Origin of the sequence: Bacillus sp. 37MA (assembly GCF_000372765.1) — a bacterium.
Lineage (GTDB): Bacteria > Bacillota > Bacilli > Bacillales > Domibacillaceae > Domibacillus > Domibacillus aminovorans.
Window position 1 is genome coordinate 3,261,631 of the sequence record NZ_KB889752.1, and the last position, 19,543, is coordinate 3,281,173.

Below are 19,543 nucleotides of genomic sequence, written 5' to 3' on the forward strand. Positions count from 1 at the left end.
GTGAAAGTGGTAATATGATCAAGGTGTTCCTGTACGACCAACCTAACTTAGTTTGGATATAGGAACAAAACAATCGTTGCTATTATTTGCGAATGATGTTTTTGCAGTTTGCTGCAAGAACTTTGTTTTTGCCCAAAAATGAGCCACCTGGAAGTGTGGGCTTAGAAAAAAAGGAAGGGAGGATTTTTACATGCCTACTATTAATCAGTTAGTACGTAAGCCTCGTAAATCAAAGATCACTAAATCAAAGTCTCCGGCGCTTAATAAAGGATTTAACAGCTTTAAGAAAGCTCAAACCGATGTACTTTCTCCGCAAAAACGCGGTGTATGTACTCGTGTTGGTACTATGACGCCGAAAAAACCGAACTCAGCGCTTCGCAAATATGCACGTGTGCGTTTGAGTAACGGTATTGAAGTAACAGCTTATATCCCTGGTATTGGCCATAATCTTCAAGAGCATAGTGTTGTTCTTATCCGCGGCGGCCGTGTAAAAGATTTACCGGGTGTTCGTTATCACATCGTTCGTGGTGCGCTTGATACAGCTGGTGTTGAAACACGTCGTCAAGGTCGTTCTAAATATGGTACAAAACGTCCCAAAGCTCCAAAAAACTAATTTAACCTTATAACTTATTTTCCGAAAGGAGGAAAAAATATGCCACGTAAAGGCCCTGTAGCAAAAAGAGACGTATTGGCTGATCCGCTTTACAACTCAAAACTCGTTTCTCGTCTCATCAATAAAATGATGGTTGACGGTAAAAGAGGGAAATCACAAGCCATTCTTTACGCCGCTTTTGACACAATCCGTGAACGCACGGGTAATGATCCAATGGAAGTATTTGACCAGGCAATGAAAAACATCATGCCAGTACTAGAGGTGAAAGCACGCCGTGTTGGTGGAGCTAACTATCAAGTACCAATTGAAGTTCGCCCAGATCGTCGTACAACTTTAGGTCTCCGCTGGTTAGTAAATTACGCTCGCCTTCGCGGTGAAAAAACAATGGAAGAACGCCTTGCAGCAGAAATTATGGACGCAGCAAACAACACTGGTGCTTCTGTTAAAAAACGCGAAGACACGCACAAAATGGCGGAAGCAAACAAAGCATTTGCTCATTACCGCTGGTAATAATTAAATTAAACCTTAACCTAATCCAGGAAGGAGAAAGACATAGATGGCAAGAGAGTTCTCCTTAGATAAAACTCGTAACATCGGAATCATGGCTCATATTGATGCTGGTAAAACAACAACGACTGAGCGTATCCTATATTATACAGGCCGTATTCATAAAATTGGTGAAACGCATGAAGGCGCTTCTCAAATGGACTGGATGGAGCAGGAGCAGGAGCGTGGTATTACGATCACGTCTGCTGCAACAACTGCTTCTTGGAAAGGTCATCGCGTTAACATTATCGATACACCGGGACACGTAGACTTCACTGTTGAAGTTGAACGTTCTTTACGTGTACTTGATGGTGCCGTAACGGTTCTCGATGCTCAATCCGGTGTAGAACCACAAACGGAAACAGTATGGCGTCAAGCGACGACTTACGGTGTTCCACGCGTTGTATTCGTCAATAAAATGGACAAAATGGGTGCTGACTTCCTTTACTCAGTCGGCACAATCCATGACCGTCTCATGGCGAATGCACACCCAATTCAATTACCGATCGGTGCTGAAGACGAGTTCTCCGGCATCATCGACTTAATCGAAATGAAAGCAACAGTGTATGGCAATGACCTCGGAACTGACATCGAAGTTGTTGACATTCCTGCAGATTACCAGGATCAAGCAGATGAGTACCGTGAAAAGCTAATTGAAGCTGTAGCGGAACTTGACGAAGAACTAATGGAGAAATACCTTGGCGGCGAAGAGTTGACGAATGATGAAATCAAAGCTGCGATCCGTAAAGGTGTTATCAACGTTGAATTCTTCCCTGTTATGGTTGGTTCTGCATTTAAGAATAAAGGTGTACAACTTATGTTGGATGCTGTTATCGACTATCTTCCAGCACCAACGGATGTACCGGCAATTAAAGGTACACTTCCAGACAGCGACGAAGAAGTGGAACGTGAAGCAAGCGATGAAGCGCCGTTCTCGGCACTTGCATTTAAAGTTATGACGGACCCTTATGTCGGTAAATTAACATTCTTCCGTGTATATTCCGGTGTTCTTCATTCCGGTTCTTACGTGCAAAACTCAACAAAAGGAAAGCGTGAGCGTGTAGGACGTATCTTACAAATGCATGCCAATTCCCGTGAAGAGATTTCGCAAGTATACGCAGGTGACATCGCTGCTGCAGTTGGTCTTAAAGATACAACGACTGGCGATACGCTTTGTGAAGAAAAAAATCTTGTTATTCTTGAATCTATGGTGTTCCCTGATCCAGTTATCTCTCTTTCTGTTGAGCCGAAAACAAAAGCTGACCAAGACAAGATGACGACAGCACTCCAAAAACTTCAAGAAGAAGATCCAACATTCCATGCACACACGGACCAGGAAACTGGAGAAGTTATTATCGCAGGTATGGGTGAGCTTCACCTAGATATTCTCGTTGACCGTATGCGCCGCGAGTTCAAGGTAGAAGCAAATGTTGGTGCACCACAAGTATCTTACCGTGAAACATTCCGTTCAAGCGCACAGGTTGAGGGTAAATTTGCTCGTCAATCCGGTGGACGTGGACAGTTTGGTCACGTTTGGATCGAATTCTCTCCTAATGAAGAAGGAGCAGGCTTCGAATTTGAAAATGGCATCGTTGGTGGTTCTGTACCGCGTGAATATGTCCCGGCTGTTCAAGCAGGTCTTGAAGACGCTATGAAAAATGGTGTTCTTGCTGGCTATCCGTTAATCGATGTTAAAGCTCGTCTTTTTGACGGTTCTTACCATGATGTCGATTCATCTGAGATGGCGTTTAAAATTGCTGCATCATTGGCGCTTAAAAATGCGATTTCTAAATGTAACCCGGTTATTCTTGAGCCGCTTATGAAAGTTGAAGTTGTTATTCCAGACGAATATCTTGGCGATATCATGGGTGATGTTACATCACGTCGTGGACGCGTAGAAGGTATGGAAGCACGTGGTAACGCGCAAGTCGTTAAAGCGTTCGTTCCACTTGCTGAAATGTTCGGTTATGCAACAGCTCTTCGTTCTAACACGCAAGGACGCGGTAACTACTCTATGCAATTCGATCATTATGAAGAAGTGCCTAAGAGTGTTCAAGAAGACATCATCAAAAAAAATAAAGGCCAATAATTGATTTATACTCGCTAATCAAGTATAAATACTATTGTAAGCTTTCCCTTCTTCCGAAAAAGACTTCTTTTCCGGAAGAAGAACTATATAAAAAACTACTAAATTCTATATTTTGAAGGAGGACTTCCTAATGGGAAAAGCAAAATTCGACCGTTCAAAACCGCATGTTAACGTTGGTACAATCGGACACGTTGACCATGGTAAAACAACTTTAACAGCTGCAATCACAACAGTTCTTGCAAAAACTGGTGGTGCAGAAGCACGTGCATACGATCAAATCGATGGTGCTCCAGAAGAGCGCGAGCGCGGTATCACAATCTCAACTGCACATGTTGAGTACGAAACTGCAACTCGTCACTACGCACACGTAGACTGCCCTGGACATGCTGACTATGTTAAAAACATGATTACTGGTGCAGCACAAATGGACGGCGGTATTCTTGTCGTATCAGCTGCTGATGGCCCAATGCCGCAAACACGTGAGCACATCCTTCTTTCACGTCAAGTAGGTGTTCCTTTCCTTGTTGTATTTATGAACAAATGTGACATGGTAGACGATGAAGAGCTTCTTGAGCTAGTTGAAATGGAAATTCGTGATCTTCTTTCTGAATACGACTTCCCTGGCGATGACATTCCTGTTATTAAAGGTTCTGCTCTTAAAGCACTTGAAGGTGAAGCAGAGTGGGAAGAAAAAATCCATGAACTTATGACTGCAGTTGATGAATACATCCCAACTCCAACACGTGACACTGATAAAGATTTCATGATGCCTGTTGAGGATGTTTTCTCAATCACTGGCCGTGGTACAGTAGCAACTGGCCGTGTTGAGCGTGGACAAATCAAAGTCGGTGATGTAATCGAAATCATCGGTTTGACTGAAGAGCCAAAATCAACAACTGTAACAGGTGTTGAAATGTTCCGTAAGCTTCTTGATTATGCTGAAGCTGGCGACAACATCGGCGCACTTCTTCGCGGTGTAGCGCGTGAAGAAATCCAACGTGGTCAAGTACTTGCTAAACCAGGTTCAATCACACCACATACAACTTTTAAAGCAGAAGTTTACGTTCTTTCTAAAGAAGAAGGTGGACGTCACACTCCATTCTTCACTAACTACCGCCCGCAGTTCTACTTCCGTACAACTGACGTAACTGGTATCTGTAACCTTCCTGAAGGCGTAGAAATGGTTATGCCTGGCGATAACGTTGAAATGTCTGTAGAATTGATCGCTCCAATCGCGATTGAAGAAGGTACTAAATTCTCAATCCGTGAAGGTGGCCGTACTGTAGGCGCTGGCGTTGTAGCAACAATCCAAAAGTAAGTTTTGATCTGACAGTCCGGTTCTGGCCGGGCTGTTTTTTTTTGTTTGAAAAAAAAATCCTATCATGTGTTGCAATCAATCCATAAACGATGTATAATAATCAATGTTGGTTTTTGACAGCGTTGATGCGGAAGGTTGCTGACACACCCGGCCGCTTTGCCATGGCGGTGATGTCAGGGAAAAATTTTCGCGGAGTATGTCTATTAGCTAAATAGGCGATAAAGGAGGGAAAATAATGGCAAAACAAAAAATTCGTATTCGTTTGAAAGCATATGATCATCGTATTCTTGATCAATCAGCTGAGAAAATTGTTGAAACGGCTAAACGTTCTGGTGCAAGTGTATCAGGGCCAATCCCGCTACCAACTGAGAAATCTATCTACACGATCCTTCGTGCGGTTCATAAGTACAAGGACTCTCGTGAACAGTTCGAAATGCGTACTCATAAACGTTTAATCGATATCGTGAACCCAACTCCGAAAACAGTTGATTCATTGATGCGTTTAGACTTGCCGTCAGGCGTTGACATTGAAATTAAACTATAATAAATAAACTAATAATTAACCAGGAGGTGTAACTCATGACAAAAGGAATCTTAGGAAGAAAAATCGGCATGACGCAAGTGTTTGCTGAAAACGGTGACCTCATTCCGGTAACTGTAATCGAAGCAGCACCAAACGTTATCCTTCAAAAGAAAACAGTCGAAAGCGACGGCTACACAGCGGTTCAGTTAGGCTTTGAAGACAAGCGTGAAAAGCTTGCCAACAAACCATCACTTGGACACGTGAAGAAAGCAGGAGAAGGCATCGCACCTAAGCGCTTCATTCGTGAGTTCCGTAACATCAACAACGATCTTGAAATTGGTCAAGAAGTTAAAGTTGATATTTTTGCAGAAGGCGACATCGTCGATGTAACAGGAATTTCTAAAGGGAAAGGCTTCCAGGGTGCTATTAAGCGCCATAACCAATCTCGTGGCCCTATGTCCCATGGTTCGCGTTACCATCGTCGTCCAGGTTCAATGGGACCTGTAGCGCCAAACCGTGTATTTAAAAACAAACTTCTTCCAGGTCGTATGGGTGGAGAGCAAGTAACAGTACAAAACCTGCAAATAGTGAAAGTGGATGCTGAACGCAACGTTCTTCTTATTAAAGGAAACGTACCAGGATCTAAAAAAGCTTTGATTCAGGTTAAAACTGCTGTTAAAGCAAACTAATTAACTTTTTTAGGAAAGGAGGAAACAGGAATGGCTAAAGTGAAAGTATTAAACCAAACAGGTTCTGAAGTCGGTGACATCGAATTAAATGACGCTGTATTCGGAATCGAACCAAACGAACACGTAGTATTTGAAGCAGTTGTGATGCAAAGAGCTTCGTTACGCCAAGGTAATCACAAAGTTAAAGGTCGCTCAGAAGTTCGCGGCGGCGGTCGTAAACCGTGGAAACAAAAAGGAACTGGACGCGCACGTCAAGGTTCTATTCGTTCCCCACAATGGCGTGGCGGTGGTATTGTATTCGGTCCAAATCCACGCAGCTACAGCTACAAACTGCCAAAGAAAGTACGTCGTCTTGCATTGAAATCGGCTTTGTCATCAAAAGTACAAGAGCAAAACATCCTCGTTTTGGAAACATTGTCTTTCGACGCTCCAAAAACAAAAGAGTTTGTGACAGTCTTGAACAACTTATCTGTTGACTCAAAAGCATTGATCGTAACAGACACAGTAAACGAATTCGTTGCATTGTCTGCACGAAACATCCCTGGTGTGACAGTGGTTGAGGCTGCGGGCATCAATATCCTTGACCTGCTTGGACATGATAAACTTATTATGACAAAAGCAGCGGTTGAAAAAGTAGAGGAGGTGCTTGCATAATGGATTCACGCGATGTGATTAAGCGCCCCGTTATTACTGAACAATCTATGGCTGTAATGGCTGAAAAAAAATATACTTTTGATGTGGACGTTCGTGCCAACAAAACGCAAGTGAGGACTGCTGTTGAAGAGATCTTCGGCGTTAAAGTTAAAAACGTAAACGTTATGAACTACAAAGGTAAATTTAAGCGTATGGGACGTCATGCTGGCTATACAAATAAACGCCGCAAAGCAATCGTAACATTGACGCAAGAAAGCAAAGAAATCGAACTTTTCGAAGCGTAATAAACGCATAAAATAGAAGAGGAGGGACACGAAATGGCGATTAAAAAGTATAAACCGACCTCAAATGGTCGTCGTAATATGACATCTTTGGATTATGCTGAAATTACAACAAGCACACCTGAGAAATCATTGCTTGAGCCGTTGAAAAAGAATGGCGGTCGTAATAACCAAGGTAAAATCACAGTTCGTCATAGAGGCGGCGGTCATAAGCGTCAATACCGTATTATTGACTTCAAACGTGATAAAGATGGCATTCCAGGACGCGTTGCTACGATCGAATACGATCCAAACCGTTCAGCTAACATCGCACTCGTGCACTACGTTGATGGAGAAAAGCGTTATATCATAGCTCCAAAAGGCATTCAGGTTGGAACGGAAATCATGTCCGGACCAGAAGCGGATATTAAAACAGGCAATGCACTTCCGCTCGTTAATATCCCAGTTGGTACAGTTATCCACAACGTTGAATTGAAACCAGGCAAAGGCGGACAATTAGTTCGTTCAGCAGGTACATCAGCTCAAGTTCTCGGTAAAGAAGGAAAATATGTGCTCGTACGCTTGAACTCAGGTGAAGTGCGCATGATTCTTGCAACGTGCCGTGCAACAATTGGTCAAGTTGGTAACGAGCAGCATGAACTTGTTAACGTTGGTAAAGCAGGACGTTCACGCTGGTTAGGAAAACGGCCTACTGTCCGTGGTTCTGTAATGAATCCAAATGATCATCCACACGGTGGTGGTGAAGGACGCTCGCCAATTGGCCGCAAATCACCAGTTACACCTTGGGGTAAACCAGCTCTTGGTTACAAAACACGTAAAAAAGTTAACAAATCCGATAAATTTATCGTTCGTCGTCGTAAAAAATAACGTAATTGTCCTACGGTTCTACATACGAACCGTAGATCAATCACGAAGGGAGGTACACAAATGGGCCGCAGCTTGAAAAAAGGACCTTTTGTTGATGATCATTTATTCAATAAAGTTGAGAAGTTGAACGAGACTGAAAAGAAACAAGTTATTAAAACTTGGTCACGCCGTTCTACAATTTTCCCGACATTCATCGGACACACAATCGCAGTATACGATGGCCGTAAACACGTGCCTGTATACGTTACTGAAGATATGGTTGGACATAAACTTGGTGAATTCGCGCCAACGCGTACGTACAAAGGACACGTTGCCGACGATAAGAAAACAAGACGTTAATTGAGAGGAGGATATCCCAATGGAAGCTAAAGCTGTCTTAAAAACAGTACGCATTGCTCCTCGTAAGGCACGTCTGGTGATTGACCTGATTCGAGGTAAGCAAGTTGGAGAAGCAGTGGCGATCTTAAAACATACGCCGAAAACATCATCTCCTGTAATTGAAAAATTATTAAACTCTGCGATTGCAAATGCAGAGCATAACTATGATCTTGATGTAAACAACCTCGTTGTAACTCAAGCCTATGTTAATGAAGGACCAACATTGAAACGTTTCCGTCCACGTGCAATGGGACGTGCAAGCGCAATTAACAAACGCACAAGTCACATAACAATCGTTGTGGCAGAAAAAAAGGAGGGATAATTCGTGGGTCAAAAAGTACATCCTCATGGACTGCGCGTCGGGATCATTCGCGACTGGGATTCTAAATGGTACGCTGAAAAAGATTACGCGGATCTTCTTCACGAAGATTTGAAAGTTCGCGGATACATTGAAGAGCGCCTTAAAGATGCTTCTCTATCCCGTGTTGAAATCGAACGTGCTGCGAATCGCGTGAACGTCACTGTTCACACTGCTAAACCAGGTATGGTTATTGGTAAAGGTGGTTCCGAAGTAGAAGCACTTCGTAAAGCTTTGAACGAGTTAACAGGCAAACGTGTTCATATTAACATTGTTGAAGTAAAAAGAGCGGATCTTGATGCTAAACTTGTAGCGGAAAACATTGCTCGTCAACTTGAAAACCGTGTATCATTCCGTCGTGCGCAAAAGCAGGCTATCCAACGGACAATCCGTTCAGGTGCAAAAGGGATCAAAACACAGGTTTCAGGACGTCTTGGCGGAGCGGATATTGCCCGTGCTGAACATTACAGTGAAGGAACAGTTCCACTTCATACTCTTCGTGCTGACATCGACTATGCACACGCTGAAGCAGATACAACATACGGCAAGCTTGGTGTGAAAGTATGGATCTACCGTGGAGAGATTCTTCCGACGAAGAAGAAAACTCAGGAAGGAGGCAAATAATATGTTGTTGCCAAAACGCGTGAAATATCGTCGTGTACACCGCGGCAAAATGCGCGGTCAAGCGAAAGGCGGAACAGAAGTAGCATTCGGTGAGTACGGTCTTCAAGCTGTTGAAGCTTCATGGATCACAAATCGCCAAATCGAATCTGCCCGTATCGCGATGACTCGTTACATGAAACGTGGCGGTAAAGTTTGGATTAAAATTTTCCCTCACAAACCATATACGAAAAAACCTCTTGAAGTACGGATGGGTTCCGGTAAAGGTGCTCCTGAAGGCTGGGTAGCGGTTGTTAAACCAGGCAAGATCATGTTTGAAATTGCCGGCGTTTCTGAAGAAGTAGCACGTGAAGCACTTCGTTTGGCAGCACATAAGCTTCCAGTGAAATGCAAAATCGTAAAACGTGAAGAAATTGGTGGTGAATCAAATGAAAGCTAATGAAATCGGTGAACTTACCACTGCTGAAATTGAACAACAAGTAAAGTCGCTCAAAGAAGAACTTTTCAACCTTCGCTTTCAATTGGCGACGGGACAGCTTGAAAATACTGCTCGTATTCGTGAAGTACGTAAAGCGATCGCCCGCATGAAAACCGTGATTCGTCAGCGGGAAATTGATAACCGATAATTGAAAGGAGGTTTGCACGATGAGCGAACGCAATCAGCGCAAAGTTTACACAGGCCGCGTTGTATCCGACAAAATGGATAAAACAGTAACGGTTGTTGTCGAAACATATAAAACACACTCTCTTTACGGCAAACGCGTAAAGTATTCTAAAAAGTTTAAAGCTCATGATGAGAATAACGAAGCAAAAATCGGGGACGTAGTGCGCATCATGGAAACTCGCCCGCTTTCTGCAACAAAACGTTTCCGCCTTCTAGAAGTAGTGGAAAAAGCAGTCATCATCTAATTAATGTTCGGATAAATGTTAAAGTCCGAAAGGAGGTAACCTAAATGATCCAGCAAGAATCACGTTTAAAAGTAGCTGACAATTCTGGTGCACGTGAAGTATTGACGATCAAAGTTCTCGGTGGTTCTGGCCGTAAAACAGCTAACGTCGGCGATGTAATCGTGTGTACAGTAAAACAAGCAACACCAGGTGGCGTTGTCAAAAAAGGTGAAGTGGTAAAAGCGGTTATCGTTCGTACGAAACGCGGTGTTCGCCGTAATGACGGTTCTTACATTCGCTTCGACGAAAACGCGTGTGTTATCATTCGTGACGATAAGAGCCCACGTGGCACACGTATTTTCGGCCCGGTTGCCCGCGAACTTCGCGACAGCAATTTCATGAAGATTGTTTCCCTTGCTCCTGAAGTAATCTAATTGAACTGAACAAATAAAAGGTCAATCAAGGAGGTGCGCAACATGCACGTGAAAAAAGGCGATAAAGTCATGGTAATCACAGGTAAAGATAAAGGCAAAACAGGAGTTATTCTTGCTTCTTTCCCTAAAAAAGACCGTGTCCTTGTTGAAGGTATTAACATCGTGAAAAAACACGCAAAACCTTCACAACTGAATCCGCAAGGCGGCATTCTTAGCCAAGAGGCACCTATTCACGTATCCAATGTAATGCTATTGGATCCGAAAACGAATGAACCTACTCGCGTAGGGTACAAAGATGTGGACGGCAAGAAAGTCCGCGTAGCTAAAAAATCCGGTGAAACTTTAGATAAATAATAGTGCCATAGAAGGGAGGTATTCTAAGTGAACCGCCTTAAAGAAAAATATCAAAAAGAAATCACACCTGCTCTTGTGAGCAAGTTCAATTATAACTCTGTAATGCAAGTGCCTAAAGTTGAAAAAATCGTTGTAAACATGGGTGTTGGTGAAGCTGTTCAAAATGCAAAAATATTGGACACAGCAGTTGAAGAACTTCAACAAATCACTGGTCAAAAGCCAATGGTTACTCGTGCGAAAAACTCAATCGCGGGATTCCGTCTTCGTGAAGGTATGCCAATCGGTGCGAAAGTAACTCTTCGCGGCGAGCGCATGTACGAATTCCTTGATAAACTTGTTTCTGTTTCACTTCCACGTGTACGTGACTTCCGCGGCGTTTCTAAAAAAGCGTTCGATGGTCGAGGCAACTACACACTAGGTGTTAAAGAACAGTTGATTTTCCCTGAGATTGATTACGATAAAGTATCAAAAGTACGTGGCATGGATATCGTCATTGTTACTACTGCTAACACGGACGAAGAAGCTCGTGAATTGTTAACACAAATTGGAATGCCGTTCCAAAAGTAATCGCTATATAAGGGAGGCGAAAACGTGGCTAAAAAATCAATGATTGCGAAACAAAAACGCACGCAAAAATTTAAAGTGCAAGAGTATACACGCTGCGAACGCTGTGGGCGTCCACATTCTGTATTACGCAAATTTAAACTTTGCCGTATTTGTTTCCGTGAACTAGCTTATAAAGGTCAAATTCCTGGCGTTAAAAAAGCCAGCTGGTAATACACTGATTCCGGAAGGAGGTAAAAACAAATGGTTATGACAGATCCAATTGCTGACTTGCTGACTCGCATTCGTAATGCGAACATGGTTCGTCACGAAAAACTGGAAGTACCTGCTTCCAATATCAAACGCGAAATTGCTAATATTCTCAAACGTGAAGGTTTTGTCCGTGACGTTGAATTCATCGAAGACGACAAACAAGGTGTTATCCGTATTTTCTTGAAATATAGCGGCAATGAGCGTGTAATCACAGGCTTGAAGCGTATTTCTAAACCAGGCCTTCGCGTATATGCGAAAGCTGATGAGGTACCACGTGTTCTTAATGGACTTGGTATTGCAATTATTTCTACATCAACGGGTGTAGTTACTGATAAAGAAGCCCGCGCTAAACAAGTAGGCGGCGAAGTACTCGCTTACGTTTGGTAATAATTTTTTAACGAATGGAGGTGCGAAACTATGTCACGCGTAGGAAAAAAACCAATCGAATTGCCAGAAGGCGTTACGATTACGAATAACAACAACGAACTTACTGTCAAGGGTCCTAAAGGAGAATTGATTCGCCAGTTCAACAAAGCTTTGACGATTGAAGTAGAGGGCAGCACTGTTACAGTAAGCCGTCCTTCAGACTCAAAAGAACACCGTACAATCCATGGAACAACTCGTGCTCTTCTTTCTAACATGATTGAGGGTGTATCGAAAGGATTCGAACGAAACCTTGAGTTGGTTGGTGTCGGTTACCGTGCCCAAAAACAAGGAAAGAAACTTGTTTTGAACGTAGGTTACTCTCACCCAGTGGAATTCGAACCGGAAAACGGTATCGAAATCGAAGTACCTGTTAACACAAAAATTAACATTAAAGGTATCGATAAAGAACGCGTTGGCGCAATTGCTGCTAACATCCGCCAAGTTCGTCCTCCTGAACCGTACAAAGGTAAAGGTATTCGCTATGAAGGCGAACATGTACGACGTAAAGAAGGTAAAACAGGTAAATAATGCCGCGTAGGCAACGGAAAGGAGTGACCTCGGGATGATTACAAAACCTGATAAAAATAAAACGCGTAAAAGACGCCACGCTCGTGTTCGTGCGAAAATTGCTGGAACAGAGGCGCGTCCACGCTTGAACGTTTTCCGTTCTAACAAGCATCTATACGCTCAATTGATTGATGATGCCAATGGTGTTACACTTGCAAGTGCTTCAACTATTGAAAAAGATTTCGGTCTTGAATCAACAAGCAACCAGGAAGCTGCTGCGAAAGTAGGCGAATTGCTGGCTAAACGCGCAACTGAAAAAGGTGTTGCTTCTGTTGTATTCGATCGTGGGGGCTACCTTTATCATGGCCGCGTTAAAGCTTTGGCTGACGCAGCACGTGAAAATGGCCTTGAATTCTAAATAAAAGGAGGGACACATTTAATGCGTCGCATTGATCCAAACAAACTTGAACTTGAAGAACGCGTAGTAACGGTCAACCGTGTGGCGAAAGTCGTGAAAGGCGGACGCCGTTTCCGCTTCACAGCACTCGTTGTCGTTGGCGATAAAAATGGTAATGTAGGTTTTGGAACTGGTAAAGCGCAAGAGGTTCCAGATGCTATTCGTAAAGCAATTGAAGATGCGAAGAAAAACCTTGTATTTGTACCGATGGTTGGCACAACATTGCCACATCAAGTAATCGGTCATTTTGGTGCGGGTGAAGTTTTATTGAAACCTGCTTCTGAAGGTACGGGAGTTATCGCAGGCGGACCTGTCCGTGCGGTGCTTGAACTTGCTGGTGTTAGTGATATCCTATCTAAATCACTCGGTTCAAACACGCCAATTAACATGGTTCGTGCTACAATCGAAGGGTTGAAAGAACTCAAAACAGCTGAAGAAGTTGCAAAACTTCGCGGCAAGTCTGTAGAAGAACTGTTAGGATAAGGAGGGAATCACAATGGCTGAAAAATTACAAATTACCCTCACTCGCAGCCTGATCGGACGTACGCAAGATCAGCGCGAAACTGTTAAGGCACTTGGTCTTCGCAAAATGCATCAGACGGTTGAGCAAAATGACAACACGGCAATTCGCGGCATGATCAACAAAGTGTCTCATCTTGTGACTGTTACAGAAAAATAATTTTATTTTATAGAACAAGGAGGTGCACAAGCATGAAACTTCATGAATTGAAACCAGCTCAAGGTTCTCGCAAAGAACGTAATCGTGTTGGACGCGGAACTGGTTCCGGTAACGGAAAAACGTCCGGTAAAGGTCATAAAGGTCAAAACGCACGTTCTGGCGGCGGTGTCCGTCTAGGATTTGAAGGCGGACAGACACCTTTATTCCGTCGTCTTCCTAAACGGGGTTTTACGAATGTGAATCGTAAAGATTATGCGGTCGTAAATATTGATACATTAAATCGTTTTGAAGAAGGTACAGAAGTTACACCTGAACTACTTATCGAAAGTGGCATTGTGAAAAGCGAAAAAGCAGGAATCAAAATTCTTGCGAACGGCAATGTAGAGAAAAAGCTGACAGTTAGAGCTCACAAATTCTCTGCTGCTGCGAAAGAAGCAATTGAAGCGGCTGGCGGTAAGACAGAGGTGGTCTAATGTTTCGCACAATCTCCAATTTTATGCGTGTGGGTGATATAAGAAATAAAATTATATTTACCCTACTTATGTTAATCGTATTCCGTATCGGCACCTTCGTTCCAGTACCTTTTGTGAACGCGGAGGTTCTCCGTAGCCAGGAGCAGGCTGGTTTGATTGGATTTCTGAATACATTCGGTGGAGGAGCGTTACAAAACTTCTCGATTCTTGCAATGGGAATTATGCCGTATATTACTGCATCCATCATCGTGCAGCTTTTGCAAATGGACGTTGTGCCAAAGTTCACTGAATGGTCGAAGCAAGGTGATGTTGGACGGCGTAAATTGAATCAGTTTACGCGTTATTTCACAATTGTTCTCGGATTCATTCAAGGTCTTGGTATGTCATACGGATTTAACCGTTTGTACGGCGGGATGCTCGTCGAAAATAACAGCCTTTCTGGATATTTGTTGATTGCACTTGTGTTAACAGCAGGGACGGCTTTTCTTATGTGGCTTGGTGAGCAAATCACCGCTAAAGGGGTCGGCAATGGGATTTCGATTATCATTTTCGCAGGGATTGTTGCGGCAATTCCAGGAGCAGTAAATCAAATTTATGCACAGCAAATTGAAGGAGCGGGCGATCAGCTCTTCCTACGTATTGTTGTTCTGCTTTTGATCTTGCTTGCTGTACTGGCAATTGTTGTAGGGGTTATTTTCTTTCAGCAGGCGCTGCGGAAAATTCCAATTCAATATGCAAAACGCGTGGGATCAGGTGGCATGGCACCAATGGGAAGCCAGTCGACTCATCTTCCATTGAAAGTAAATGCTGCGGGAGTTATCCCGGTTATCTTTGCGATCTCATTCTTGATTACACCCCAAACGATTGGATCGTTCTTTGGATCAAATGATGTGACGACAACGATACAAAACATATTTGATTACACGAAACCGATCGGGATGGTCATTTATGTCGCATTGATTGTTGCGTTTACGTATTTCTATGCTTTCATTCAAGTAAACCCTGAACAAGTTGCTGATAACTTGAAAAAGCAGGGTGGATATATTCCGGGCATTCGTCCCGGAAAAAACACACAAGATTATTTGACAAACGTGCTTTACCGACTGACATTTGTCGGCGCAATATTCCTTTCAGCCGTTGCTGTGCTGCCAGTTTTCTTCATTCAATTCGCGGGTCTTCCACCAGCGGCGCAAATCGGCGGTACTAGTCTTTTGATCGTCGTCGGTGTGGCACTTGAAACAATGAAGCAGCTTGAAGCACAACTTGTAAAGCGTCATTACAAAGGCTTTATGAAGTAAGCACGGGTGAAGTGTGACTTCACTCTAACCAGACTGAGGGGGAATATCAATGAATCTCGTGTTAATGGGATTGCCAGGTGCCGGGAAGGGTACTCAAGCAGAGAAAATTGTTGAAAAGTACGGTGTTCCGCACATTTCAACAGGTGACATGTTCCGTGCTGCAATGAAAGATGAAACGGAACTTGGTCTAAAAGCAAAATCATTTATGGATAAAGGGGAACTCGTTCCGGATGAAGTGACGATCGGAATTGTGAATGAGCGCCTTGCGCAATCTGACTGTGCAAAAGGATTCCTTCTTGATGGATTCCCACGTACAGTCGCTCAAGCAGAAGCGCTTGAAGATATTCTTGCAAACCTTGACCGTAAAATTGATTACGTCATTAATATCGGTGTTGATAAAGACATCTTAATGGGACGCTTAACAGGCCGCCGCATATGCAAAAGCTGTGGTGCAACGTATCATCTGGAATTTAATCCGCCATCTGAGGAAGATAAGTGCGATCGCTGTGGCGGCGAACTTTATCAACGTGCAGATGACAATGCAGAAACGGTTCAAAACCGTCTTGACGTTAATTTAAAGCAAACAGAACCATTGCTTGCTTTTTATCGCGAAAAAGAATATTTGAAAAACATTAACGGTCAGCAAGATATCAATGTCGTCTTTGAAAACATTGATCAACTACTTAAAGGCCTACGTAAATAATGATCATTTGTAAAACCCCTCGAGAACTAGAGATTATGAAAGAAGCGGGGCATATTGTTGCGCTAACACATCAGGAATTGCAAAAATATATCTCCCCCGGTATAAGTACGATGGAGCTGGATGCCATCGCTGAAGCGTGCATTAGGCGCCACGGTGCAACACCTTCTTTTAAAGGCTACAATGGTTTCCCTGGCAGCATATGCGCTTCAGTAAATGCAGAGCTTGTGCATGGGATTCCGAGTGATCGTCGTTTGAAAGAAGGCGACATCATCAGCGTTGATATCGGTGCTTACTATAAGGGTTATCATGGTGACTCGGCTTGGACATACGCTGTCGGCCAGATTGTACCTGAAACGGAGAAACTTCTCGAAGTAACAGAGGAATCGCTTTACGTGGGGCTGGGTGAAGCGAGACCGGGTGAACATCTTTCAAACATCTCCCATGCAATTCAAACGTATGTGGAATCGAATGGCTTTTCAATCGTTCGTGAGTATGTTGGGCATGGTGTCGGGCAAAACCTTCATGAGGCTCCGCAAATTCCTCATTACGGTCCGCCGGGGAAAGGTCCAGTGCTAAAACCCGGAATGGTGCTCGCGATCGAACCGATGGTCAATGCCGGTCGTCGTTATGTAAAGACACTTGAGGATAATTGGACTGTCATTACGCAGGATGGAAAAATGTGTGCTCATTTTGAACATACAATTGCGATAACCGAAACAGGCTTCGACATTTTGACGAAAGTTTGATGGCAAAAGCCACTCGGGATGAAAAGTGAAGGGAGATGAAAAAATGGCGAAAGACGATGTAATTGAAATTGAAGGTACTGTCACTGAAACTTTGCCAAACGCCATGTTTAAGGTAGAATTGGAAAATGGACATACGATTTTAGCTCACGTTTCGGGCAAAATTCGTATGCACTTTATCCGTATCCTGCCTGGCGATAAAGTAACAGTAGAACTTTCACCGTATGATTTAACACGCGGACGGATCACGTACCGTTACAAATAACATTTATGGCGCTCCGGACTATGAAGGAGGTTGGAGAAATGAAAGTAAGACCATCAGTAAAGCCAATCTGTGAGAAATGTAAAGTCATTCGCAGACGCGGCAAGGTTATGGTTATTTGTGAAAACCCTAAGCATAAACAAAAACAAGGCTAATATTAAAGGGAGGTGCACATTTTATGGCACGTGTAGCAGGTGTTGATATTCCACGCGACAAGCGTGTAGTTATCTCATTAACTTATATTTTTGGTGTAGGTAGACCGACTTCTAAGCAAGTTCTTGCTGAAGCAGGTGTTTCTGAAGATACGCGCGTTCGTGATTTGACGGAAGATGAATTGAATAAAATCCGTGAAGTTATTGACCGCTTGAAAGTAGAGGGTGACCTTCGTCGTGAAGTATCTCTTAACATTAAACGTTTGATGGAAATCGGTTCATTCCGTGGTATCCGTCACCGTCGCGGACTTCCAGTACGTGGACAAAATACAAAAAACAACGCGCGTACTCGTAAAGGACCGCGTAAAACTGTAGCTAACAAGAAAAAATAATTGGTAAAGGAGGTCAATTTTCGACATGGCTCGTAAACAACAATCTCGTAAGCGTCGTGTGAAAAAGAATATTGAATCTGGTATTGCACACATCCGCTCAACATTCAATAACACAATTGTAACAATTACTGACGTTCATGGTAACGCTCTAGCATGGTCAAGTGCAGGTGCTTTAGGATTTAGAGGATCACGTAAATCAACTCCGTTTGCTGCTCAAATGGCTGCTGAAACAGCTGCTAAAGCATCAATCGAACATGGTATGAAAACTCTTGAAGTAACAGTTAAAGGACCTGGTTCTGGTCGTGAAGCAGCAATTCGTGCTCTTCAAGCAGCAGGCCTTGAAGTTACAGCTATTAAAGACGTAACGCCGGTTCCACATAATGGCTGTCGTCCTCCAAAACGTCGCCGTGTTTAATCTTCCTGTATAAAGAATAACTATTCCGGTTATAATGGAAAATTGACTGTTTTGATTCAGGAATTGACCAATTGTTATGTAAAATCGGGAATGGTAAACATGGAGAATTTCGGCTGGCCGGAATTTTGACGTATTCAAGGAGGGAAAATGGAATGATCGAAATTGAAAAGCCAAAAATTGAAACGGTTGAGATCAGCGATGATGCTACATTTGGAAAGTTCGTCGTGGAACCACTTGAACGCGGATATGGTACAACTCTAGGTAACTCCTTACGTCGTATCTTATTATCCTCACTTCCAGGTGCCGCGGTCACTGCCATTCATATTGATGGAGTGCTTCACGAATTCTCAACAATTGAGGGCGTCGTAGAAGATGTAACATCGATCATTTTGAATATCAAAAAACTAGCGTTGAAGATTTATTCCGATGAGGAAAAAACGCTTGAAATCGATGTGCAGGGTCAAGGAACCGTAACGGCTGCCGACATTACCCACGACAGCGATGTGGAAATTTTAAATCCAGATTTGCATATTGCGACATTGGGTGAAAACGCCAATTTCCGTATGCGATTGACGGCACAGCGCGGCAGAGGGTACAACCGGGCTGATCACAATAAAAAAGAAGATCATCCAATCGGCGTCATTGCGATCGACTCCATCTATACACCTGTTTCCCGCGTGAATTTCCAGGTGGAAAATACTCGCGTTGGACAGCTTGCCAACTTTGATAAATTGTCACTGGACGTATGGACAGATGGCAGTATCGGACCGAAAGAAGCGATTTCTTTAGGGGCAAAAATCTTAACAGAACATCTTAATATTTTCGTAGGACTGACTGATGAAGCACAGCATGCAGAAATCATGGTGGAAAAAGAAGAAGACCAGAAGGAAAAAGTACTTGAGATGACGATCGAAGAACTTGATCTTTCCGTACGTTCTTACAACTGCCTAAAACGCGCTGGTATTAATACCGTTCAAGAACTTGCGAACAAGAGTGAAGACGATATGATGAAAGTCCGCAACCTCGGCCGTAAGTCGCTTGAAGAAGTAAAAGCGAAATTGGATGAGCTTGGTCTCAGCTTACGAAAAGAAGATTAATTTACGACATCAATAAAAGGAGGGTATCTTCATGGGTTACAGAAAGCTAGGACGTACAAGCGCTCAGCGCAAAGCGATGCTCCGCGATCTTACAACAGATCTCATCATTAGTGAACGCATCGAAACGACTGAAACACGCGCGAAGGAATTGCGTTCAGTTGTTGAAAAAATGATTACACTAGGTAAACGTGGTGACTTGCATGCCCGCCGTCAGGCTGCTGCATATCTTCGTCACGAAGTCGCATCAACTGTTGAAGTAGAGAAAAATGGCAAAACAAAAGAGCAGCCAGTATACGCTCTTCAAAAATTATTTGATGATGTTGCACCGCGCTACACAGAGCGTCAAGGTGGCTACACTCGCATTATGAAGGTTGGTCCACGCCGCGGCGATGGCGCACCAATGGTCATTATTGAGCTCGTATAATAGCCAGTAAGACCGCGAAATGGGCAAAACAAAACAAACATTGCTTTGTTTTGTCTTTTTTATATGCATACGGAGCCGTTTGCTCT

Annotated in this window: 34 protein-coding genes; all 34 read left to right on the forward strand. The window is 43.3% G+C overall.

Annotated features, from left to right (window positions below; genetic code table 11):
* Positions 1–190: 190 nt before the first annotated feature.
* Positions 191–613 (forward strand): 30S ribosomal protein S12, encoded by a 423-nt coding sequence (rpsL, locus tag A3M5_RS0117870; RefSeq protein ID WP_018395150.1) that lies wholly within the window; start codon positions 191–193, stop codon positions 611–613.
* A 39-nt stretch (positions 614–652) separates the two neighbouring features.
* Positions 653–1,123 (forward strand): 30S ribosomal protein S7, encoded by a 471-nt coding sequence (gene rpsG / locus A3M5_RS0117875; RefSeq protein WP_018395151.1) that lies wholly within the window; start codon positions 653–655, stop codon positions 1,121–1,123.
* A 46-nt stretch (positions 1,124–1,169) separates the two neighbouring features.
* On the forward strand, positions 1,170–3,248 hold the full coding sequence (gene fusA / locus A3M5_RS0117880; RefSeq protein WP_018395152.1) for an elongation factor G: 2,079 nt from the start codon (positions 1,170–1,172) through the stop codon (positions 3,246–3,248).
* Between the two features lie 130 nt (positions 3,249–3,378).
* The gene (gene tuf, locus A3M5_RS0117885; RefSeq protein ID WP_018395153.1) at positions 3,379–4,566 is read left to right on the forward strand and encodes an elongation factor Tu; all 1,188 of its coding nucleotides are present in this window, start codon (positions 3,379–3,381) and stop codon (positions 4,564–4,566) included.
* 235 nt (positions 4,567–4,801) lie between these two features.
* Positions 4,802–5,110 (forward strand): 30S ribosomal protein S10, encoded by a 309-nt coding sequence (gene rpsJ, locus A3M5_RS0117890; RefSeq protein WP_018395154.1) that lies wholly within the window; start codon positions 4,802–4,804, stop codon positions 5,108–5,110.
* Positions 5,111–5,145: 35 nt separating this feature from the next.
* Positions 5,146–5,778: a 50S ribosomal protein L3 gene (gene rplC, locus A3M5_RS0117895; RefSeq protein ID WP_018395155.1), complete on the forward strand. Its 633-nt coding sequence runs from the start codon at positions 5,146–5,148 to the stop codon at positions 5,776–5,778.
* 30 nt (positions 5,779–5,808) lie between these two features.
* A complete protein-coding gene (gene rplD, locus A3M5_RS0117900) occupies positions 5,809–6,432 on the forward strand; it encodes a 50S ribosomal protein L4 (RefSeq protein ID WP_018395156.1) in 624 nt (207 codons plus the stop codon).
* Positions 6,432–6,716, forward strand: a complete 285-nt coding sequence (rplW, locus tag A3M5_RS0117905; RefSeq protein WP_018395157.1) for a 50S ribosomal protein L23 — start codon at positions 6,432–6,434, stop codon at positions 6,714–6,716. The genes rplD and rplW overlap by 1 nt, the downstream gene beginning before the upstream one ends.
* A gap of 33 nt (positions 6,717–6,749) precedes the next feature.
* Positions 6,750–7,580, forward strand: a complete 831-nt coding sequence (rplB, locus tag A3M5_RS0117910; RefSeq protein WP_018395158.1) for a 50S ribosomal protein L2 — start codon at positions 6,750–6,752, stop codon at positions 7,578–7,580.
* Positions 7,581–7,640: 60 nt separating this feature from the next.
* A complete protein-coding gene (gene rpsS, locus A3M5_RS0117915) occupies positions 7,641–7,919 on the forward strand; it encodes a 30S ribosomal protein S19 (RefSeq protein ID WP_018395159.1) in 279 nt (92 codons plus the stop codon).
* Positions 7,920–7,938: 19 nt separating this feature from the next.
* Positions 7,939–8,280: a 50S ribosomal protein L22 gene (rplV, locus tag A3M5_RS0117920; protein WP_018395160.1), complete on the forward strand. Its 342-nt coding sequence runs from the start codon at positions 7,939–7,941 to the stop codon at positions 8,278–8,280.
* Positions 8,281–8,283: 3 nt separating this feature from the next.
* Positions 8,284–8,940: a 30S ribosomal protein S3 gene (gene rpsC, locus A3M5_RS0117925; protein ID WP_018395161.1), complete on the forward strand. Its 657-nt coding sequence runs from the start codon at positions 8,284–8,286 to the stop codon at positions 8,938–8,940.
* Position 8,941: 1 nt separating this feature from the next.
* Positions 8,942–9,376, forward strand: coding sequence for a 50S ribosomal protein L16 (gene rplP, locus A3M5_RS0117930; protein ID WP_018395162.1), 435 nt, complete (start codon positions 8,942–8,944; stop codon positions 9,374–9,376).
* Positions 9,366–9,563 (forward strand): 50S ribosomal protein L29, encoded by a 198-nt coding sequence (gene rpmC / locus A3M5_RS0117935; protein ID WP_018395163.1) that lies wholly within the window; start codon positions 9,366–9,368, stop codon positions 9,561–9,563. Before rplP ends, rpmC begins: the two co-directional genes overlap by 11 nt.
* Before the next feature lie 19 nt (positions 9,564–9,582).
* Positions 9,583–9,846, forward strand: coding sequence for a 30S ribosomal protein S17 (gene rpsQ, locus A3M5_RS0117940; protein ID WP_018395164.1), 264 nt, complete (start codon positions 9,583–9,585; stop codon positions 9,844–9,846).
* A gap of 44 nt (positions 9,847–9,890) precedes the next feature.
* Positions 9,891–10,259: a 50S ribosomal protein L14 gene (gene rplN, locus A3M5_RS0117945; protein ID WP_018395165.1), complete on the forward strand. Its 369-nt coding sequence runs from the start codon at positions 9,891–9,893 to the stop codon at positions 10,257–10,259.
* A 42-nt stretch (positions 10,260–10,301) separates the two neighbouring features.
* Complete coding sequence (gene rplX / locus A3M5_RS0117950) at positions 10,302–10,613, forward strand: 50S ribosomal protein L24 (RefSeq protein ID WP_018395166.1); 312 nt, start codon at positions 10,302–10,304, stop codon at positions 10,611–10,613.
* Positions 10,614–10,640: 27 nt separating this feature from the next.
* Entirely contained in the window at positions 10,641–11,180 is a 540-nt protein-coding gene (gene rplE / locus A3M5_RS0117955) for a 50S ribosomal protein L5 (RefSeq protein ID WP_018395167.1), read from the forward strand.
* 24 nt (positions 11,181–11,204) lie between these two features.
* Positions 11,205–11,390 carry a 30S ribosomal protein S14 gene (gene rpsN, locus A3M5_RS0117960; protein WP_010285078.1) on the forward strand — a complete coding sequence of 62 codons (186 nt, stop codon included), beginning with the start codon at positions 11,205–11,207 and terminating at the stop codon, positions 11,388–11,390.
* Positions 11,391–11,420: 30 nt separating this feature from the next.
* Positions 11,421–11,816, forward strand: coding sequence for a 30S ribosomal protein S8 (gene rpsH / locus A3M5_RS0117965; protein WP_018395168.1), 396 nt, complete (start codon positions 11,421–11,423; stop codon positions 11,814–11,816).
* Positions 11,817–11,846: 30 nt separating this feature from the next.
* Positions 11,847–12,383: a 50S ribosomal protein L6 gene (gene rplF, locus A3M5_RS0117970; RefSeq protein ID WP_018395169.1), complete on the forward strand. Its 537-nt coding sequence runs from the start codon at positions 11,847–11,849 to the stop codon at positions 12,381–12,383.
* Between the two features lie 34 nt (positions 12,384–12,417).
* A complete protein-coding gene (gene rplR / locus A3M5_RS0117975; protein WP_018395170.1) occupies positions 12,418–12,780 on the forward strand; it encodes a 50S ribosomal protein L18 in 363 nt (120 codons plus the stop codon).
* A 21-nt stretch (positions 12,781–12,801) separates the two neighbouring features.
* Positions 12,802–13,302, forward strand: coding sequence for a 30S ribosomal protein S5 (gene rpsE / locus A3M5_RS0117980; protein ID WP_018395171.1), 501 nt, complete (start codon positions 12,802–12,804; stop codon positions 13,300–13,302).
* Between the two features lie 13 nt (positions 13,303–13,315).
* Positions 13,316–13,498, forward strand: coding sequence for a 50S ribosomal protein L30 (gene rpmD / locus A3M5_RS0117985; protein ID WP_018395172.1), 183 nt, complete (start codon positions 13,316–13,318; stop codon positions 13,496–13,498).
* 32 nt (positions 13,499–13,530) lie between these two features.
* On the forward strand, positions 13,531–13,971 hold the full coding sequence (rplO, locus tag A3M5_RS0117990; protein WP_018395173.1) for a 50S ribosomal protein L15: 441 nt from the start codon (positions 13,531–13,533) through the stop codon (positions 13,969–13,971).
* Positions 13,971–15,269, forward strand: a complete 1,299-nt coding sequence (gene secY, locus A3M5_RS0117995; RefSeq protein WP_018395174.1) for a preprotein translocase subunit SecY — start codon at positions 13,971–13,973, stop codon at positions 15,267–15,269. The genes rplO and secY overlap by 1 nt, the downstream gene beginning before the upstream one ends.
* A 49-nt stretch (positions 15,270–15,318) precedes the next feature.
* A complete protein-coding gene (locus A3M5_RS0118000; protein ID WP_018395175.1) occupies positions 15,319–15,972 on the forward strand; it encodes an adenylate kinase in 654 nt (217 codons plus the stop codon).
* The gene (gene map, locus A3M5_RS0118005) at positions 15,972–16,718 is read left to right on the forward strand and encodes a type I methionyl aminopeptidase (RefSeq protein ID WP_026221801.1); all 747 of its coding nucleotides are present in this window, start codon (positions 15,972–15,974) and stop codon (positions 16,716–16,718) included. Before A3M5_RS0118000 ends, map begins: the two co-directional genes overlap by 1 nt.
* 43 nt (positions 16,719–16,761) lie before the next feature.
* Positions 16,762–16,980: a translation initiation factor IF-1 gene (gene infA, locus A3M5_RS0118010; RefSeq protein WP_018395177.1), complete on the forward strand. Its 219-nt coding sequence runs from the start codon at positions 16,762–16,764 to the stop codon at positions 16,978–16,980.
* A 38-nt stretch (positions 16,981–17,018) separates the two neighbouring features.
* On the forward strand, positions 17,019–17,132 hold the full coding sequence (rpmJ, locus tag A3M5_RS0118015; RefSeq protein WP_000868344.1) for a 50S ribosomal protein L36: 114 nt from the start codon (positions 17,019–17,021) through the stop codon (positions 17,130–17,132).
* Between the two features lie 23 nt (positions 17,133–17,155).
* On the forward strand, positions 17,156–17,521 hold the full coding sequence (rpsM, locus tag A3M5_RS0118020; protein WP_018395178.1) for a 30S ribosomal protein S13: 366 nt from the start codon (positions 17,156–17,158) through the stop codon (positions 17,519–17,521).
* A gap of 25 nt (positions 17,522–17,546) precedes the next feature.
* Positions 17,547–17,936 (forward strand): 30S ribosomal protein S11, encoded by a 390-nt coding sequence (gene rpsK, locus A3M5_RS0118025; protein ID WP_018395179.1) that lies wholly within the window; start codon positions 17,547–17,549, stop codon positions 17,934–17,936.
* A gap of 152 nt (positions 17,937–18,088) precedes the next feature.
* Positions 18,089–19,033, forward strand: a complete 945-nt coding sequence (locus A3M5_RS0118030) for a DNA-directed RNA polymerase subunit alpha (RefSeq protein WP_018395180.1) — start codon at positions 18,089–18,091, stop codon at positions 19,031–19,033.
* 31 nt (positions 19,034–19,064) lie between these two features.
* A complete protein-coding gene (gene rplQ / locus A3M5_RS0118035) occupies positions 19,065–19,457 on the forward strand; it encodes a 50S ribosomal protein L17 (RefSeq protein WP_018395181.1) in 393 nt (130 codons plus the stop codon).
* Positions 19,458–19,543: the final 86 nt, after the last annotated feature.

What these genes read in the sequence shown, in the direction of transcription:
- rpsL (WP_018395150.1), top strand. Translation starts at nt 191, where the DNA reads ATGCCTACTATTAATCAGTTAGTACGTAAGCCTCGTAAATCAAAGATC.
- rpsG (WP_018395151.1), top strand. Translation starts at nt 653, where the DNA reads ATGCCACGTAAAGGCCCTGTAGCAAAAAGAGACGTATTGGCTGATCCG.
- fusA (WP_018395152.1), top strand. Translation starts at nt 1,170, where the DNA reads ATGGCAAGAGAGTTCTCCTTAGATAAAACTCGTAACATCGGAATCATG.
- tuf (WP_018395153.1), top strand. Translation starts at nt 3,379, where the DNA reads ATGGGAAAAGCAAAATTCGACCGTTCAAAACCGCATGTTAACGTTGGT.
- rpsJ (WP_018395154.1), top strand. Translation starts at nt 4,802, where the DNA reads ATGGCAAAACAAAAAATTCGTATTCGTTTGAAAGCATATGATCATCGT.
- rplC (WP_018395155.1), top strand. Translation starts at nt 5,146, where the DNA reads ATGACAAAAGGAATCTTAGGAAGAAAAATCGGCATGACGCAAGTGTTT.
- rplD (WP_018395156.1), top strand. Translation starts at nt 5,809, where the DNA reads ATGGCTAAAGTGAAAGTATTAAACCAAACAGGTTCTGAAGTCGGTGAC.
- rplW (WP_018395157.1), top strand. Translation starts at nt 6,432, where the DNA reads ATGGATTCACGCGATGTGATTAAGCGCCCCGTTATTACTGAACAATCT.
- rplB (WP_018395158.1), top strand. Translation starts at nt 6,750, where the DNA reads ATGGCGATTAAAAAGTATAAACCGACCTCAAATGGTCGTCGTAATATG.
- rpsS (WP_018395159.1), top strand. Translation starts at nt 7,641, where the DNA reads ATGGGCCGCAGCTTGAAAAAAGGACCTTTTGTTGATGATCATTTATTC.
- rplV (WP_018395160.1), top strand. Translation starts at nt 7,939, where the DNA reads ATGGAAGCTAAAGCTGTCTTAAAAACAGTACGCATTGCTCCTCGTAAG.
- rplP (WP_018395162.1), top strand. Translation starts at nt 8,942, where the DNA reads ATGTTGTTGCCAAAACGCGTGAAATATCGTCGTGTACACCGCGGCAAA.
- rpmC (WP_018395163.1), top strand. Translation starts at nt 9,366, where the DNA reads ATGAAAGCTAATGAAATCGGTGAACTTACCACTGCTGAAATTGAACAA.
- rpsQ (WP_018395164.1), top strand. Translation starts at nt 9,583, where the DNA reads ATGAGCGAACGCAATCAGCGCAAAGTTTACACAGGCCGCGTTGTATCC.
- rplN (WP_018395165.1), top strand. Translation starts at nt 9,891, where the DNA reads ATGATCCAGCAAGAATCACGTTTAAAAGTAGCTGACAATTCTGGTGCA.
- rplX (WP_018395166.1), top strand. Translation starts at nt 10,302, where the DNA reads ATGCACGTGAAAAAAGGCGATAAAGTCATGGTAATCACAGGTAAAGAT.
- rpsH (WP_018395168.1), top strand. Translation starts at nt 11,421, where the DNA reads ATGGTTATGACAGATCCAATTGCTGACTTGCTGACTCGCATTCGTAAT.
- rplF (WP_018395169.1), top strand. Translation starts at nt 11,847, where the DNA reads ATGTCACGCGTAGGAAAAAAACCAATCGAATTGCCAGAAGGCGTTACG.
- rplR (WP_018395170.1), top strand. Translation starts at nt 12,418, where the DNA reads ATGATTACAAAACCTGATAAAAATAAAACGCGTAAAAGACGCCACGCT.
- rpsE (WP_018395171.1), top strand. Translation starts at nt 12,802, where the DNA reads ATGCGTCGCATTGATCCAAACAAACTTGAACTTGAAGAACGCGTAGTA.
- rpmD (WP_018395172.1), top strand. Translation starts at nt 13,316, where the DNA reads ATGGCTGAAAAATTACAAATTACCCTCACTCGCAGCCTGATCGGACGT.
- rplO (WP_018395173.1), top strand. Translation starts at nt 13,531, where the DNA reads ATGAAACTTCATGAATTGAAACCAGCTCAAGGTTCTCGCAAAGAACGT.
- secY (WP_018395174.1), top strand. Translation starts at nt 13,971, where the DNA reads ATGTTTCGCACAATCTCCAATTTTATGCGTGTGGGTGATATAAGAAAT.
- A3M5_RS0118000 (WP_018395175.1), top strand. Translation starts at nt 15,319, where the DNA reads ATGAATCTCGTGTTAATGGGATTGCCAGGTGCCGGGAAGGGTACTCAA.
- map (WP_026221801.1), top strand. Translation starts at nt 15,972, where the DNA reads ATGATCATTTGTAAAACCCCTCGAGAACTAGAGATTATGAAAGAAGCG.
- infA (WP_018395177.1), top strand. Translation starts at nt 16,762, where the DNA reads ATGGCGAAAGACGATGTAATTGAAATTGAAGGTACTGTCACTGAAACT.
- rpmJ (WP_000868344.1), top strand. Translation starts at nt 17,019, where the DNA reads ATGAAAGTAAGACCATCAGTAAAGCCAATCTGTGAGAAATGTAAAGTC.
- rpsM (WP_018395178.1), top strand. Translation starts at nt 17,156, where the DNA reads ATGGCACGTGTAGCAGGTGTTGATATTCCACGCGACAAGCGTGTAGTT.
- rpsK (WP_018395179.1), top strand. Translation starts at nt 17,547, where the DNA reads ATGGCTCGTAAACAACAATCTCGTAAGCGTCGTGTGAAAAAGAATATT.
- A3M5_RS0118030 (WP_018395180.1), top strand. Translation starts at nt 18,089, where the DNA reads ATGATCGAAATTGAAAAGCCAAAAATTGAAACGGTTGAGATCAGCGAT.
- rplQ (WP_018395181.1), top strand. Translation starts at nt 19,065, where the DNA reads ATGGGTTACAGAAAGCTAGGACGTACAAGCGCTCAGCGCAAAGCGATG.